The following is a 15120-nucleotide window of genomic DNA, read 5'->3' on the forward strand; positions in this document are numbered from 1 at the left end:
TTACTCGACAAATTTAACAAATTCTGTGAGCGGCATCCGCTCAGTGATTAAAGAGTTTTCGATTTTGCTCAAATCGGCCACACCTAGCGCCATGCCGCACACCACCGTTTCGCTTTCAGGCAACTGCAACTGCTGGCTTATGATGCGGTGATACTGGGTAAAAGCTGCCTGCGGGCAGGTGTCGAAGCCGCGGGCCCGGGCCGCGACCATTATGTTCTGCAGGAACATACCGTAGTCCAGCCAGGAGCCCTGCTCCATCACGCGGTCGATGGTGAAGATCAGGCCGACCGGGGCGCCGAAGAAATCGTAATTCTTTGCATGTTGGGCGGCCATGCCGGCTTTGTTGTCCCGAGTCAGGCCCAGCAGCGAATACAAATCCCAGCCTACCTTGCGGCGGCGATCTATATAAGGCGATACCCATTCCTGCGGGTAATAGGCGTACTCTTCCTTGTGCTGACTCGCTTGCTCTGGATTATTATGTGCGGCCAATATCGCCGAAGACAACTGCTGCTTGCGCTTACCTTGCAACACATAGACTTTCCACGGCTGCGTGTTGGTGCCGGACGGCGCGCGGCCGGCCACTTGCAAAATCTGTTCGATATCCTCGTGCGCGACCGGGGTCGGCAAAAAGGCACGCAGGGAGCGGCGCGAGGTGATCGCGGCGTCGACAGCCTGCTGCTCGGGAGTTGAAATCATGCTTCCTCGCTCACTTGGATTTCTTGACTACAAATATCACGCCGGTCACCGCCAGCGCCATGCCAGCCATGCCGAGGGCGTTGAACGCTTCGCCAAACATCAGCCATGCCATGATAGCGGTGGTTGGCGGCGTCAGATACATCAAACTGGTGACCTGGGTGGCGTCATTTCTGCGGATCAACGCGAACAGCAAGAAAATCGCGCCGATCGACAGCCCCAGCACCGACCACAGCAAAGCGCCCACAAAGCGCGGTGTCCACTGCACCGCAGCAAAATCCGGGCCAAGACCTTCGAAGTACATTGCCAGCGGCAAGACCACAATGGTCGAGGCGGCAAACTGGATCACCGTGCCCACCCGCAGGTCGAATTGCGGGCAATGATGTTTCTGGTACAGCGTGCCGGCCGTGATACTGAATAGTGCAAGCACGCACAATAAAATGGCATCCGGCGAAAGTCCGACCAGCTGGATCTTGGCGGCCACCACCAGCCCTACCCCGCCAATGCCGAACAGCAAACCCAGCCATTGGCGCGGCAGCACTTTTTCACCGATCAGGGGCGCGGCGAACGCCGTCAGGATTGGCTGCATGCCGACGATCAGCGCCGACAAGCCGGCAGGCATGCCCTGTTTGATGGCGCACCAGACACCGATCAGGTAGCCGGCCTGCACCAGCAGCCCGGCCAGCGCGATGTGGCCGATCTTGCCATGCGGCCAAGGCGCGCGCAGCACCAGCACGGCCGGTACCAGGAACACCAGCACGCCGAGAAAGCGCAACAACAGGAAAGTCAGCGGCGGCGCATACGGCAGGCCGAACTTGGCGACGATAAAGCCGCTGCTCCACAACAGCACGAAAAACAGCGGCAACGGCGACAAAAAACTGGCGTTCCGGGCGGTTTGCGCGGCGTGGGGCGTATCAGGCATCAGAATAACTTGTGATCTAAAAGGCAATCGGCGCCGGAATGCGGCGCCGACTCGGGTGTCATTGAGTCTAACACGGCAGCGTTTTTTCCACCGGCAAGCCCCTGTTTGCCTCATTCCTAAGGAATAGTTCCCTAGGAAAATATTCTAGTTGACGAACTTAAGGTTCTTTGATGCAACGCACAAAAAATCGCTTGACTTAATTTCTGGAGGTCGTAAAATCGGGTTTGTTGCGTTGCACAATTTGTTGTTCGGTCTGAAACGTAGTTGGGCTGTTTCTCACCGACGGTAGAAACACACACAAGCAGTTATTTTAATGAACGACTATTTTCTGGAGAACCAAATGTTTTCGATTCCTGAGCAATTTTCCAATGCGACCAAAGCCAATTTCGAAGCGCAATTCGCTATCTTCTCGACCCTGACCAATAAAGCATTTGAAGGCGTGGAGAAATTCGTCGACTTGAATCTGACCGCTGCCAAGGCTTCGTTGGAAGAAACTTCGGCAACCACCAAGCAATTGCTGGCCGCTAAAGATCCACAAGAATTCTTCTCGCTGGCTACTGCTCAAGCTCAGCCTAATGCAGAAAAAACCATCGCGTATGGCCGCCACTTGGCAACCATCGCCAGCACCACCGGCGCTGAATTCAGCAAAGCTGCTGAAAACCAAATCGCTGAAACCAATCGTAAAGTTATTTCGCTGGTTGATGAAGTCAGCAAAAATGCACCAGCCGGTAGCGAAAATGCCGTGGCACTGTTTAAATCGGCAATCGGCAATGCCACCGCCGGTTACGAGCAGTTCACCAAAACCGCGAAACAAGCTGTTGAATCGCTGGAAACCAATGTGAATGCAGCCGTGAGCCAATTCAACGCTGCTGCCGCTAAAGTAACGCCTAAGAAATAATTAAGATAAAACGGCACGGTAGGGTGCCGCTTATCTCGCAAAAGCCTCGGTGACCCGAGGCTTTTTTATTACCCCTAGCAGAGGGGTCTGACCCCATCCGGGGTCAGACCCCGGCCGCAGTGATGTGCGGGGGTACAAAGTCGCCGCCTACGCTAAAGCGTGGCGCGAATATGCCAATAAATGGCATGCATCGCCCAAGAAAAAGCCGCTCAGATCGCTCTGAGCGGCTTTGCATGATGCTTGGGGCTTATTCCCCGAGGTAGGCGGCCTTGACGCGTGGATCGTCCAGCATATCCTTGGCGTTGCCGGTCATAGTGATATTCCCGGAGTCCATGACATAACCGCGGTGCGCGGCTTGCAGTGCGAGTTTCGCATTCTGTTCCACCAACAGCACGGTAATGCCCTCTTTCGAGACATTGCGAATCACCTCGAAAATCTTTTCCACCATAATAGGCGACAAGCCCATCGACGGCTCATCCAATAACAGCAATTGGGGATGCGACATTAATGCCCGCGCCATCGCCAGCATCTGCTGTTCACCGCCCGATAACGTCCCTGCCAATTGCTGCGCGCGTTCTTTCAAACGCGGGAATATATCAAACCACTTGGCAATATCCGCTTCAATCCCGGCTTTATCATTGCGAGTATATGCACCCATCATCAGATTCTCTTGAATCGACATACGGGTAAATACACCACGGCCCTCCGGTACCATCGCCAGTTTCTTTTCAACCAAATGAAAAGATTTACTGCCTTTCAGCGATTCACCCTGATAAGTAATCGTGCCTTCGACTTTACAAGGCGGCAGCGTGCCGGTAATTGCTTTCAACGTGGTGGTTTTACCGGCGCCATTGGCGCCGATCAAAGCGATTAACTCGCCCTTATTCACTTCCAGATCGATACCCTTGACGGCTTTAATGCCGCCGTACGCGACTTTCAGTCCCGATACTTTAAGAACATTGTCGCTCATTAGTGCGATCCTCCCAGGTAGGCGTCAATCACAGCCTGATTACTTTGTATCTCCGCCGGCAGTCCTTCTGCAATCGGCTTGCCGTACTCCAGCACCATCATGCGGTCGCACAAGCTCATCATCATCTTGACATCGTGTTCAATCAGCAACACTGTCCGGCCCTGTTCTTTGATTTTTGTCAATAAATCGCGTAATGCCAGTTTCTCGGTGGCGTTCATGCCGGCCGCCGGTTCGTCCAGCGCCAGCAGCTGCGGATCGGTCGCCAGCGCACGGGCGATTTCCAGGCGGCGCTGGTCGCCATACGACAGGAATTTCGAGGTGCGGCTGGCAAACTTGCCGATGCCGACGAAATCCAGCAGCTCCTGCGCGCGCTGGCGAATCGCCGCCTCTTCCTCGCGCGCCGCCTTGTGGCGGAAGATGGCGCCGAACACGCCCTGCCTGGAGCGCACGTGACGCCCCACCATGACGTTTTCCAGCGCTGTCATCTCGCCGAACAGGCGAATATTCTGGAAGGTGCGGGCGATCCCCGCCTTGGCCACCTCATGCGGCGCGGACGGTGAATACGGCTTGCCGGCCAGCTCGAAGGTGCCGGTGTCCGGCTGGTACAGGCCGGTAATCACATTGAAAAACGTCGTTTTACCGGCGCCATTCGGGCCGATCAGGCCATAAATCTGGCCTTTCATGATCTTGATGCCGACATCGGTCAGCGCCTGCAAGCCGCCGAAACGCTTGTTGACGCCGGCGATCTGGAGAATTACCTGTTCTGTCATGTCTGTGTTCCTTACGCCGCCATCACGCCGGACGATTGATTCTTGGTGTCGGAGTCGCCATCCGGCCGGTCTTCATGCTTGGGCGCAGGCCACAAGCCGGCCGGCCGCAGCAGCATGGTCAGCACCAGCGCCAGGCCGTACAGCAGCTGGCGCAGCACTTCCGCCTCGATCAGCACGTGGCCGAACAATTTCTCCTGCAGCGGCTCCACCACGTGACGCAACACCTCCGGCAACGCCGCCAGCAGCGCGCCGCCCAAGATCACGCCCGGAATGTGGCCGATACCGCCCAGCACCACCATCGCCAGCACCACAATCGATTCCGTCAGCGAGAACGACTCCGGCGACACAAAGCCCTGGAACGAGGCGAACATGGCGCCGGCCACACCGCCGAACGAGGCGCCCATCGAGAACGCCAGCAGCTTGACGTTGCGGGTGTTGATGCCCATCGCCTTGGCGGCGATCTCATCTTCGCGGATCGCCACCCAGGCGCGGCCCAGGCGCGAGTGTTGCAGGCGCGAGGTGACGAACACCACCGCCACGCACAGCGCCAGGAACAGGAAGTAGTAGGCGTTGACCGAAGGAATGCCGAAGCCGCCGACAAACACGGTGGCGCGCGAACCGGCCTCGCCACCCAGATTGACGCCGAACACGCGGATCGGGTCGATCATATTGATGCCCTGCGGACCGTTGGTGAAATTGATCGGCTCGTTCAGGTTGTTCATGAAGATGCGGATGATCTCGCCAAAGCCCAGCGTAACGATGGCCAGGTAGTCGCCGCGCAGCTTCAGCGTCGGCGCCCCAAGTAGCGCGCCGAAGAAGCCGGCCAGCGCCGCCGCCATCGGCACGATGGCCCACACCGACAGGTGGATGCCGTTCTGCTGGATTTCCGGTCCCAGAATCGCCACCAGCGAATCGCCGAGCACCGGGTACTGGTTAATGATGGATTCCAGCAGCGCCGCAAATTGCGGCGAGGCCAGCAGGCCGGCCAGGTAGGCGCCGACCGCGTAAAAGGCGATATAGCCCAGGTCCAGCAGGCCGGCAAAGCCGACCACGATGTTCAGGCCCAGCGCCAGCATGATGTACAGCAGCGCCATGTCGGCGATGCGCACCCAGGAGTTGCCGAACTGCTGGGCAAAGAATGGGAAGATCAGCAACAGCGCCACCAGCACCGTCGTGCTGACGGCGGCCTTGCGCGGATTGCGTTGGAAGTCGAAATTAATCAGTGCCATGGTCGTCTCCCCTTATGCCCGGTCCGCCACGCGCTCACCCATGATGCCGGACGGACGCACCGTCAGCACCAGAATCAGCACCACGAAGGCGAAGATATCCTGGTAGTGGCTGCCGAGGAAGCCGCCGGTCAGGTCGCCGATGTAGCCGGCGCCCAGGCTTTCAATAATGCCCAGCACGATGCCGCCGACCATGGCGCCGTAGATATTGCCAATGCCGCCCAGCACCGCCGCGCAGAAGGCTTTCAGCCCCGGCAGGAAGCCCATCGTGAATTGCACGGACGCATAGTTGGCGCCCCACATCACGCCAGCCACCGCCGCCAGCGCCGCGCCCAGCGCGAAGGTGGCGACGATGACCAGGTTCGAATCGACGCCCATCAGGCCGGCGACGCGCGGGTTTTCCGCCGTCGCGCGCATGGCGCGGCCCATCTTGGTTTTTTCCACCAGCAGCACCAGGCCGGCCATCGACACCAGCGCCAGCGCCAGCAGCAGGATCTGGGTCGGGGTAATCACGGCGCCGCCGATCATGACCGGGTCGGACGGCAGCAGTTGCGGGAACGGCAGCGGGTTGCGGTCCCAGATCATCATGGCAAACACGTTCAGCAGGGTCGAGACGCCGATCGCGGTGATCAGCGGCGCCAGCCGTGGCGCATTGCGCAGGCGGCGGTAAGCCACGCGCTCGATGATGATGTTGACGATCATGCAGACCGGAATGGCGCCGCCGATGGCGATCGCCAGTTTGACGGCGCCCGGCATGTCGGGGAAATGCGTGTTGAGGAAGTTGAGGATCGTCAAGCCGGTCATGGCGCCGATCATCAGCACGTCGCCGTGGGCGAAGTTGATCAGATTCAGTACGCCGTACACCATGGTGTAGCCCAGCGCGACCAGTGCGTACATGCTGCCCAGCACTAGCCCGTTAATAATTTGTTGGATAAAAGTATCCATGCTCTGCCTTTACCTATTGTTATGCGTCCATGTAACAAAAACGGCACCCGGGTGTCCCCGTAGTGCCGCCGTTGACTACACGTTCACGATGCAAGTTTCATGCCTGCCTGATCTCTCTGTCGCCCGGTTTTATTAAGCCGAAAGGACAACTTTTTAGGGCGAGGCAAATCATAACGAGAATTCCAGAAAACTAATCCCGGAATAACGCGAACAGAACGGAATTATATTCCGTTTTTAAAGGTAAATGATTAGGCCGCGCCCTCGATTGGTGCAGTTTTTGGCCCACCGTCCAGACCTTTCGGCAGCGGGAAGGTGACATTCTCCTCCACGCCCTCCAGCGGACGTACGCTGCGCACACCCAGTTCCTTCAACCGGTCGATCACGGCCTGGACCAGCACTTCCGGCGCCGAGGCACCAGCGGTGACGCCGACCCGGAGCTTGCCTTCCAGCCATTCCGGCTTGATCTGCGTGGCGTTGTCGACCATGAAGGCCGGCGTGCCTTTCTTTTCCGCCACTTCGCGCAGGCGGTTGGAGTTGGAGCTATTCGGGCTGCCGACCACGATCACCACTTCCACCTGCGGCGCCATGAACTTCACGGCTTCCTGGCGGTTGGTGGTGGCGTAGCAGATATCGCCCTTCTTCGGCTCGATGATGGCTGGATACTTAACCTTCAGCGCGGCGATGATGTCGGCGGTGTCGTCGACCGACAGCGTGGTCTGCGACACGTATGCCAGCTGGTCCGGCTTGGCGACCTGCAGCTTGGCCACATCGGCCACGGTTTCCACCAGATACATGCCCTCTTCGGTCTGACCCATGGTGCCTTCCACTTCCGGGTGACCGTCGTGGCCGATCATGATGATCTCGCAGCCCTGCTTGCGCATCTTGGCCACTTCCACGTGCACCTTGGTGACCAGCGGGCAAGTGGCGTCAAAGATGCTGAAGCCGCGGGCGTCGGCTTCCGCCCGCACCGCCTTCGACACGCCGTGCGCCGAGAACACCAGCGTATTGCCGGCCGGGACTTCGTTCAGATCCTCGATAAAGACCGCGCCCTTGGCGCGCAGGTCAGCCACCACGTAGGCGTTGTGGACGATTTCATGGCGCACGTAGATCGGCGCGCCAAACTGTTGCAGCGCGCGCTCGACGATTTCGATGGCGCGGTCGACACCGGCGCAAAAGCCGCGCGGCTGGGCCAGCAGGAGTTCTTTATCGCTCATGCATTCCTCACAGTACGGAAATCAGTTGCACTTCAAACTTCAGCGGCTGGCCGGCCAGCGGGTGGTTGAAGTCGAACACGCAGGTTTCATCGCCCAGCTCGCGCAGAATGCCGGCAAAGCGGCCGCCGCCCGGCGCGGCGAAGTCGACCAGGTCGCCGATCTTGTAGTCGGCGTCCGGCGCCGAGTTCTGGTCCAGCGTAGCGCGGCTGACTTCGCGGATCAACTCCGGATTACGCGGGCCGAAGCCGACGCCCGGTTCCAGGTCGAAGGTCTTGTGCGTGCCTTCAGGCAGGCCGATCAGCAATTCTTCCAGCACCGGTGCCAACTGGCCCTGGCCCATCAGCAGGGTGGCCGGCGTGGCGTCAAAGGTGGTGACAATATTGTTGCCATCCAGCGAGGCCAGACGGTAATTCAGGGTGAGATACGACGACGCGGTGACAACAGGTTGCTCGTTAGACATGACTTAAGCTTCGTTGGACTGGGAAAGGCCATATTGTAAGCCACCTTTGATCCGCATCGCTTTGTCTGCCCGCCACTGATGCAAAGTAAATGGCGATTTAGGAGAATCCACATGCCGATCCTGGACTGGCCGCAAGAAAAACGCCCGCGTGAGCGGCTGATCCGCGAAGGCGCGCAGGCGCTGTCGGAGGCCGAGTTGCTGGCGATTTTCCTGCGCACCGGCGTGGCCGGCAAGGATGCGGTTCAGCTGGGCCAGGAGATGATGCACCACTTTGGATCACTGCAACGGCTATTCGGCGCGACCCTGCCGGAATTCGCCCTGGTGCACGGGCTGGGACCGGCCAAGTTCGCCCAGCTGCAGGCGGTGATGGAACTGGCGCGGCGTGCCATTCTTGAAGAGATCAAGGCCGGCGTCATGCTCAGCTCACCGCGCGCGGTAAAGGAATACCTGCGCACCGCCTTTGCCGGCAAGCCATTTGAATCCTTCCACGTGCTGTTCCTGGACGTAAAGAACCGCCTGATCGACGCCAAGGAAATGTTTCGCGGCACTTTGACGCACACCTCCGTGTATCCGCGCGAGGTGGTCAAGGAAGCCTTGGCGCGCAACGCAGCCAGCGTGATGCTGGCCCACAATCACCCGTCCGGCACGCCGGAGCCCAGCGAGTCCGACCTGCTGCTGACGCGGGCCCTGATGCAGGCGCTGGCGCTGGTGGATATCCGCATCCTCGACCATTTTGTGGTGGCCGGGCATCAAGTTCATTCGTTTGCCGAGCATGGACAACTGTAAGTTTACCCCTGTGCGCTCAAGGGTTTACGAGTGGATTCACAATTGTTAAATTTTTTAACGATATCAAGACACAATTGTTTTTCGTAAGTGATTGAAAAACCTGCTGTTTTTGGATATACTCTCGTTTTTCCAATTGTGGAATGTCTTTTAAGGAGTGCGTTATGGCACGTGTTTGCCAAGTTACTGGGAAGAAGCCGATGGTCGGCAACAATGTTTCCCACGCAAACAACAAAACCAAACGTCGTTTCCTGCCTAACCTGCAGAACCGTCGTATTTTTGTTGAATCTGAAAACCGCTGGGTCTCCCTGCGTCTGTCCAACGCTGGTCTGCGCGTAATCGACAAAGTCGGCATCGATGCCGTACTGGCCGACATGCGCGCCCGTGGCGAAAAAGTCTAAATAGGGAGCTATCATGGCAAAAACTGGCCGCGACAAAATCAAGCTGGAATCGACCGCAGGTACGGGTCACTTCTACACCACGACCAAAAACAAGCGCACGATGCCTGCTAAAATGGAGATCACCAAGTTTGATCCTAAAGCACGCAAGCACGTGATCTACAAAGAAACCAAGATCAAGTAATTCGATCTCGCTTCTTACGAAAAGCCGCTGACGACGTCAGCGGTTTTTTTTGCCCTCTGCCCGTCCTCTCTCCAAAGTATTGCCCCTACGCACAATTGACGGCGGCAAGAAGTCGTTCCAGGCCCATCTGCGCGAATTGACCGAACTCACCGCCGACAACCCGGCGCAACAGGAACGCCTGAAGCGCTTAGCGGAAAAACAGCAGGAATGGCTCAGCGCCGCGATCGATCCGGCGATCGCCCTGCGTCGCCGCGGCGACGATGCCGAGGCGCTGGCGGCGGTGGTCGCCGAGGAACAGTCCAGCAAGGGCAAGGCGGCCATGGACAGCATGCGCCAACTATTGAGCGACATCGGCGGCACCGAGCGCGATCTGCTCAAGCGCCGCAATACGGAAGCGGCTGCCGTGCGTAGCCAGACGGAGTTGCTGATCATCGGCGGCGGCCTGGCGGCGGCGGCGCTGGCCGCACTGCTGGCCTGGCTCCTGGGCCGCAACATCAGCGTGCCGCTGTCGGCCGCAGTAACGCTGGCGCAGCGCGTGGCGCGTGGCGACCTGAGCAGCCATATCTCGGTCGATAGCAAGGATGAGATCGGCCAGCTGATGCAGGCGCTGCGCGACATGAACGCCGCGCTGACCACCATCGTGCGCGGCGTGCGCTAGGGCACGGACACCATCGCCACGGCGGCGGTCGAAATCTCCGCCGGCAATATGGACCTGTCGTCGCGCACCGAACAGCAGGCCAGTTCGCTGGAAGAAACCGCGTCCTCCATGGAAGAACTGACGTCCACCGTCAAGCAGAATGCTGACAGCGCCCGCCAGGCGCGCGACTTGGCCGGCACGGCCTCCGGGGTGGCCACGCGCGGCGGCGAGCTGGTGGCCGAAGTGGTGACCACAATGGGCACCATCAACGATTCGGCACGCAAGATTGCCGACATCATCGGCGTGATCGACGGTATCGCCTTCCAGACCAATATCCTGGCGCTGAATGCGGCGGTGGAAGCGGCGCGGGCCGGCGAACAAGGCCGCGGCTTTGCCGTGGTGGCCACCGAAGTGCGCAATCTGGCGCAGCGCTCGGCCAGCGCCGCCAAGGAAATCAAGACCCTGATCGACGACTCGGTCAACAAAGTCGATGCCGGCAGCAAGCTGGTCGACCGCGCCGGCGCCACTATGCAGGAAGTGGTGGCCAGCGTACGCAGCGTGGCCGATCTGATCAACGATATCGCCGCCGCCAGCGAAGAGCAGCGCAACGGCATCGAGCAGGTCAACGACGCCATCACCCAGATGGACCAGGTGACCCAGCAGAACGCCGCGCTGGTTGAGGAAGCGGCCGCTGCCGCTGGCGCGCTGCAGGAACAAGCGCAAGACCTGTCGCAGGCGGTCAGCGTGTTCCAGCTGGGCGACAGCCGCAGCGACGCCCGCCACACCGGGCCGGCGCCACGGCGCGCTGCACCACCGGCCGGACTGATGCTGCAGGACGCCAACTGAGGTTGACAACCGCACTCGGTGTGTGAGTGGCTTTTTTTTCGTCCCGCGCCCACTGCCGGGACTGTTATCGCATATTGCGGACGACAAAAAAAATGGCCCCGCAGGGCCATGGTATCGCGTGTCGCCGCGTTAAGCGTAGCTACGCAGGCGCAGCGAAAAGTCTTCCAGCGACTTGATGCCCGACGCTTCGGCGCGGTTGCACCAGTCTTGCAGCTTGTGCAGCAGCTGGTCGCGGGTGAAGTGCGAACGCTCCCAGATCACGCCCAGTTCCACGCGCATATTGTGCATAGTTTCCAGCGCCTTGCTGTGCTGGAACAGTTCCGTCAGCTGCTGCTGCTGCGGCGCTTCCAGTTTGGCCGGCTCGCGCTGCATCAGCTTGCGTGACGATTTGAGGAAGCGCGCTTCCAGCTGGGCCTTGTCCTTCAGGTGCTCCAGTTCCTCTTTCCATGCATGCTTCATCGACTTGGCGTACTTGGCCATCACGTCGTAGCGGTTGGCGATCACCGATTGCAGCGTGTCGAAGTCGGCTTCCAGCTTGTCCTTGGCGAACTTCGGCGCCGGCGCCAGTTTCTTCACCTTGGCCAGGCCGACGATTTCCAGCGCGCGGATATAACCCCAGCCGATGTCGAACTCGTACCATTTGGACGACAGCTTGGCCGAGGTCGCAAACGTGTGATGGTTGTTGTGCAACTCTTCGCCGCCGATCAGGATGCCGAACGGGATGATGTTGGTGGCCGCATCGGCGCAATCGTAGTTGCGATAGCCCCAATAGTGGCCGATGCCGTTGATGATGCCGGCCGCCGTCACCGGAATCCACATCATCTGCACCGCCCACACGGTGATGCCGATGACGCCGAACAGCGCGAAGTTGATCACCAGCAGCGCTACCACGCCGGCCGCGCTGTGGCGCGTGTAGACGTTGCGTTCCATCCAGTCATCCGGCGTGCCATGGCCATACTTGTCCATGGTTTCCTGGTTTTTCGATTCGGCGCGATACAGTTCGGCGCCTTCCCAGAATACTTTCTTGATGCCGCGCGTAACCGGGCTGTGCGGATCTTCCTCGGTGTCGCACTTGGCGTGGTGCTTGCGGTGGATCGAGGCCCACTCCTTGGTCACCTGGCCGGTGGTCAGCCACAGCCAGAAACGGAAGAAGTGACTGACGATCGGATGCAGGTCCAGCGCACGATGCGCCTGGCAGCGGTGCAGGTAAATCGTCACACTGGCAATGGTGATGTGGGTGACCACCATCGTGTAGAAGAACACTTCCCAGCCACTCAGGCGGGTGATGCCGTTCGACAAGAAATCCAATACTGCGTATAAATCCATTACTACTCCAAAGGATGGCCGGAGGGCCAAGATTGTGTTTTCGACAGGCGTACGGTCACCCGTCAGTTATAACTTTTGGACGACATTGTACGCTGAAACAAGCGGGGTCTACTGACTATTCTTTAGGCACGGTCGTGCTTTCCGGTTCCGCCAGGACGGCCGGCACCGGGCCGAGGATGCGCATCTCCCGTTGCGGGAATGGCACAGAGATATTGTTTTCTTTGAGTGTACGCCAGATCGCCCGGTTGACGTCGGACGTTACGCCGCCGCGGCCGTTCTGCGGATCGTTGATCCAGAAACTGACCGTCAGTTCCAGGCCGTCGGCGCCAAAGCTGGTCAGGTTGACCGACGGCGCTTTGTCCTTCAACACGCGCTCGACCGTCAAGGCGGCGTCGTTCAACAGCTGGATGACGAGATCGACGTCGGTGTCGTACGCCACCGACACCTTGGTCGAGATATTCAGCAGACTATTGGACAGCGACGAGTTCTGCACCGCGCCCGACACCAGCATTTCATTAGGCACGATCGATTCCATGCCGTCCAGGCTTTGCAGCACCGTGTACCGGGTGTTGATCTGCGTGACTTTGCCGCTGTATTTGTCGACCGTGATCATGTCGCCGATGGTCAGCGAGCGGTCCAGCAGGATGACGAAGCCGGACACATAGTTGCTGGCGATCTTCTGCAAGCCCAGACCAAGGCCGACGCCCAGCGCGCCGCCGAACACCGACAGCACGGTCAGGTCGATCCCCACCAGCGACAGACTCATCAGCACAGCCACCAGGATCAGCACCGCGCGCGCCGTGCGCGACGCCACCACCCGCAGATTGGTGTGCATGCCCGGCATTTTCATCAGCCATTCTTCCAGCGCGGCGCCGGCCCACAGCGCCAGCATCAGCAGCACCACCACCGACACCGTGGCCTGCAGGATGTCGCCAATCGACACCTTGTATTTCCCCAGCGGCAGCACGGTGTTGTCCATAAACTCGAACACATCGACCCACAGGCCGGTGATGTACAGCACGAAGGCCAGCCACACCAGCAGCTGGAACACTTTCTCGAACGCCAGCATATTCGGGCTGATGGTGCGGCCATTGCGCGCAAACACGCGGCGCAGCAGATAGAAGGTGAAGCGGATCACCGCCAGCGAACCGAAGATCGGCATCGCCACCCGGATCCAGTTGACATGGGTGTAGTGGTACTTGACCAGGATCAGGCGCGACAAGGCCAGCAGGCCGATCACCGCCAACGGCGCCATCACGCGGCCGAAACTCTCCACGCCAAAGCCCAGCATGCCGGTGTGCGCCTCGTGGTGCCGGCCGAAACGCTTGCGCAACAGCCGCGCCAGGCCAAAGCCGACCAGCACCGACAGCGCGATGGCCAGCAGCTGCAATACCAGGCTGGGTTCATGCAGGTCACCGGTCAGGTCGTCGATCAGATTGAGCAGGGGCTGTTGTTGGGTCATTGCGCGTGACTGTATATAAGGGATGGATAGATTAACGTAAAACAGGCCGGAATCTCCGGCCTGTTGCATTACTCGTCGGCTTGCTCGGCCGGTTCTTCCTCTTGCTTGACCTTTTTGGCCATCGGCTTGCGCTCGAACACGGCGGCGAAGAAGCCGTCGGTCTGGTGCTTGTGCGGCAGCAGCTTCAGATAGTCGCCCATCTCCAGCTCGATCTTCTGCTCGGCCAGCGCCTTGTTCATCGGCACCAGTTCGAAGTCCGGATGGCTTTCCAGGAATTGCTTGGCGATGAACTCGTTCTCGTCTTCCAGCACCGAGCAGGTAGCGTAGACCAGGCGGCCGCCGCCTTTGACCAGACGGGCGGCGCCGTCCAGGATGGCGGCTTGCTTGACTTGCAGTTCGCCGATGGCTTCCGGCTTCTGGCGCCATTTGACGTCAGGGTTGCGGCGCAAGGTGCCCAGGCCCGAGCATGGCGCATCGACCAGCACGCGGTCGATCTTGCCGGCCAGACGCTTGATCTTGGCGTCGCGCTCATGCGCGATCACCACCGGATGCACGTTCGACAGGCCGCTGCGCGCCAGGCGCGGCTTGAGCTTGGTCAAACGCTTTTCCGACACGTCAAACGCGTACAGACGGCCGGTGTTGCGCATGGTCGCGCCCAGCGACAACGTCTTGCCGCCGGCGCCGGCGCAGAAGTCCACCACCATCTCGCCGCGCTTGGCCGCGACCAGGGCCGACAGCAGCTGGCTGCCTTCGTCCTGCACTTCGATGTGGCCGTCCTTGAACAGCGGCAGGTTTTGCAGCTGCGGCTTTTGCAGCACGCGCAGCCCCTGCGGCGCGAACGGCGTCGGCGTGGCGCGGATCGGCGCCTCGGCCAGCTTGGCGATGACGTCGTCGCGGTTGGCCTTGAGCGTGTTGACGCGCAGGTCCAGCGGCGCCGGCTGGTTCAGGGCGTCGGCCAGCTCCAGCGATTCTGCTTCGCCATACTGCTCCACCAGTTTCTCGAACAGCCATTTCGGCATGTTGGAACGGCTGGATTTATGCATCACCTTGCGGTCGATTTCCAGGATGCGGGTCACCCACGCCACTTCGTCTTCGCTCAGGCCGCCCAGCGAGTCCAGGCCGACGGCGTCGGCCATGCCCAGCAGGGTCAGGCGGCGCATGGTGGCGCCACCGCCGGCTTCGGAGAAGTCGGTGTAGAAGTTCTTGTTGCGCAGCACGTTGTACACGGACTCGGCAATCGCACCGCGTTCGCGGCCGCCCAGGCGCGGGTGGTCTTTGAAATAGCGCGACAGGGTGGTATCGGCTGGCGCGGCAAAGCGCAAAATCTCGCGCAACACTTCTTCGGCGTTGGCGAGTATCGCTGGAGGCAATCTCATGGAATTCCTT

At 59.8% G+C, this 15120-nt stretch carries 15 protein-coding genes and 1 pseudogene; 5 read left to right on the forward strand and 11 right to left on the reverse strand.

Annotated elements, in window-relative coordinates:
• Complete coding sequence (locus tag HH213_RS04715; RefSeq protein ID WP_169111079.1) at positions 1–696, reverse strand: nitroreductase; 696 nt, start codon at positions 694–696, stop codon at positions 1–3.
• Positions 697–706: 10 nt separating this feature from the next.
• Complete coding sequence (locus HH213_RS04720) at positions 707–1615, reverse strand: DMT family transporter (protein WP_174864392.1); 909 nt, start codon at positions 1613–1615, stop codon at positions 707–709.
• A gap of 340 nt (positions 1616–1955) precedes the next feature.
• Here HH213_RS04720 and HH213_RS04725 point away from each other — a divergent pair, with 340 nt between their 5' ends.
• Positions 1956–2513 (forward strand): phasin family protein, encoded by a 558-nt coding sequence (locus HH213_RS04725; RefSeq protein WP_169114966.1) that lies wholly within the window; start codon positions 1956–1958, stop codon positions 2511–2513.
• A 247-nt stretch (positions 2514–2760) separates the two neighbouring features.
• Here the strand turns inward: HH213_RS04725 and HH213_RS04730 are convergent, their stop codons facing one another.
• The 6 genes from HH213_RS04730 to HH213_RS04755 form a co-directional block, all read right to left on the reverse strand.
• A complete protein-coding gene (locus HH213_RS04730) occupies positions 2761–3483 on the reverse strand; it encodes an ABC transporter ATP-binding protein (protein ID WP_110844814.1) in 723 nt (240 codons plus the stop codon).
• Entirely contained in the window at positions 3483–4253 is a 771-nt protein-coding gene (locus HH213_RS04735; protein ID WP_169111081.1) for an ABC transporter ATP-binding protein, read from the reverse strand. The genes HH213_RS04730 and HH213_RS04735 overlap by 1 nt, the downstream gene beginning before the upstream one ends.
• Before the next feature lie 11 nt (positions 4254–4264).
• The gene (locus tag HH213_RS04740; protein ID WP_110844816.1) at positions 4265–5482 is read right to left on the reverse strand and encodes an ABC transporter permease subunit; all 1218 of its coding nucleotides are present in this window, start codon (positions 5480–5482) and stop codon (positions 4265–4267) included.
• 12 nt (positions 5483–5494) lie between these two features.
• Positions 5495–6424, reverse strand: a complete 930-nt coding sequence (locus HH213_RS04745) for a branched-chain amino acid ABC transporter permease (protein WP_161046799.1) — start codon at positions 6422–6424, stop codon at positions 5495–5497.
• 248 nt (positions 6425–6672) lie between these two features.
• Positions 6673–7638, reverse strand: a complete 966-nt coding sequence (gene ispH / locus HH213_RS04750; RefSeq protein ID WP_169111083.1) for a 4-hydroxy-3-methylbut-2-enyl diphosphate reductase — start codon at positions 7636–7638, stop codon at positions 6673–6675.
• A gap of 7 nt (positions 7639–7645) precedes the next feature.
• The gene (locus HH213_RS04755; RefSeq protein WP_169111085.1) at positions 7646–8098 is read right to left on the reverse strand and encodes an FKBP-type peptidyl-prolyl cis-trans isomerase; all 453 of its coding nucleotides are present in this window, start codon (positions 8096–8098) and stop codon (positions 7646–7648) included.
• Between the two features lie 111 nt (positions 8099–8209).
• On the opposite strand from HH213_RS04755, the gene radC reads away from it, so the two are divergent.
• From radC to HH213_RS04775, 4 genes and pseudogenes are all read left to right on the forward strand, one after another.
• Positions 8210–8884 carry a RadC family protein gene (gene radC / locus HH213_RS04760; RefSeq protein ID WP_110844820.1) on the forward strand — a complete coding sequence of 225 codons (675 nt, stop codon included), beginning with the start codon at positions 8210–8212 and terminating at the stop codon, positions 8882–8884.
• 161 nt (positions 8885–9045) lie between these two features.
• Positions 9046–9282 carry a 50S ribosomal protein L28 gene (rpmB, locus tag HH213_RS04765; RefSeq protein ID WP_008451488.1) on the forward strand — a complete coding sequence of 79 codons (237 nt, stop codon included), beginning with the start codon at positions 9046–9048 and terminating at the stop codon, positions 9280–9282.
• Between the two features lie 13 nt (positions 9283–9295).
• Entirely contained in the window at positions 9296–9463 is a 168-nt protein-coding gene (gene rpmG / locus HH213_RS04770) for a 50S ribosomal protein L33 (RefSeq protein WP_005665735.1), read from the forward strand.
• Positions 9464–9548: 85 nt separating this feature from the next.
• A pseudogene (locus tag HH213_RS04775) lies at positions 9549–10946 on the forward strand (methyl-accepting chemotaxis protein); the annotation flags it as partial.
• 129 nt (positions 10947–11075) lie between these two features.
• On the opposite strand, the gene HH213_RS04780 reads toward HH213_RS04775, so the two are convergent.
• The 3 genes from HH213_RS04780 to HH213_RS04790 form a co-directional block, all read right to left on the reverse strand.
• A complete protein-coding gene (locus HH213_RS04780; protein WP_169111087.1) occupies positions 11076–12272 on the reverse strand; it encodes a DesA family fatty acid desaturase in 1197 nt (398 codons plus the stop codon).
• A gap of 115 nt (positions 12273–12387) precedes the next feature.
• Complete coding sequence (locus HH213_RS04785) at positions 12388–13734, reverse strand: mechanosensitive ion channel family protein (RefSeq protein ID WP_169111089.1); 1347 nt, start codon at positions 13732–13734, stop codon at positions 12388–12390.
• Between the two features lie 68 nt (positions 13735–13802).
• On the reverse strand, positions 13803–15110 hold the full coding sequence (locus HH213_RS04790) for an RsmB/NOP family class I SAM-dependent RNA methyltransferase (protein WP_169111091.1): 1308 nt from the start codon (positions 15108–15110) through the stop codon (positions 13803–13805).
• Positions 15111–15120: the final 10 nt, after the last annotated feature.

This window comes from Duganella dendranthematis (assembly GCF_012849375.1).
In the GTDB taxonomy this organism is placed as follows: Bacteria; Pseudomonadota; Gammaproteobacteria; order Burkholderiales; family Burkholderiaceae_D; genus Rugamonas; species Rugamonas dendranthematis.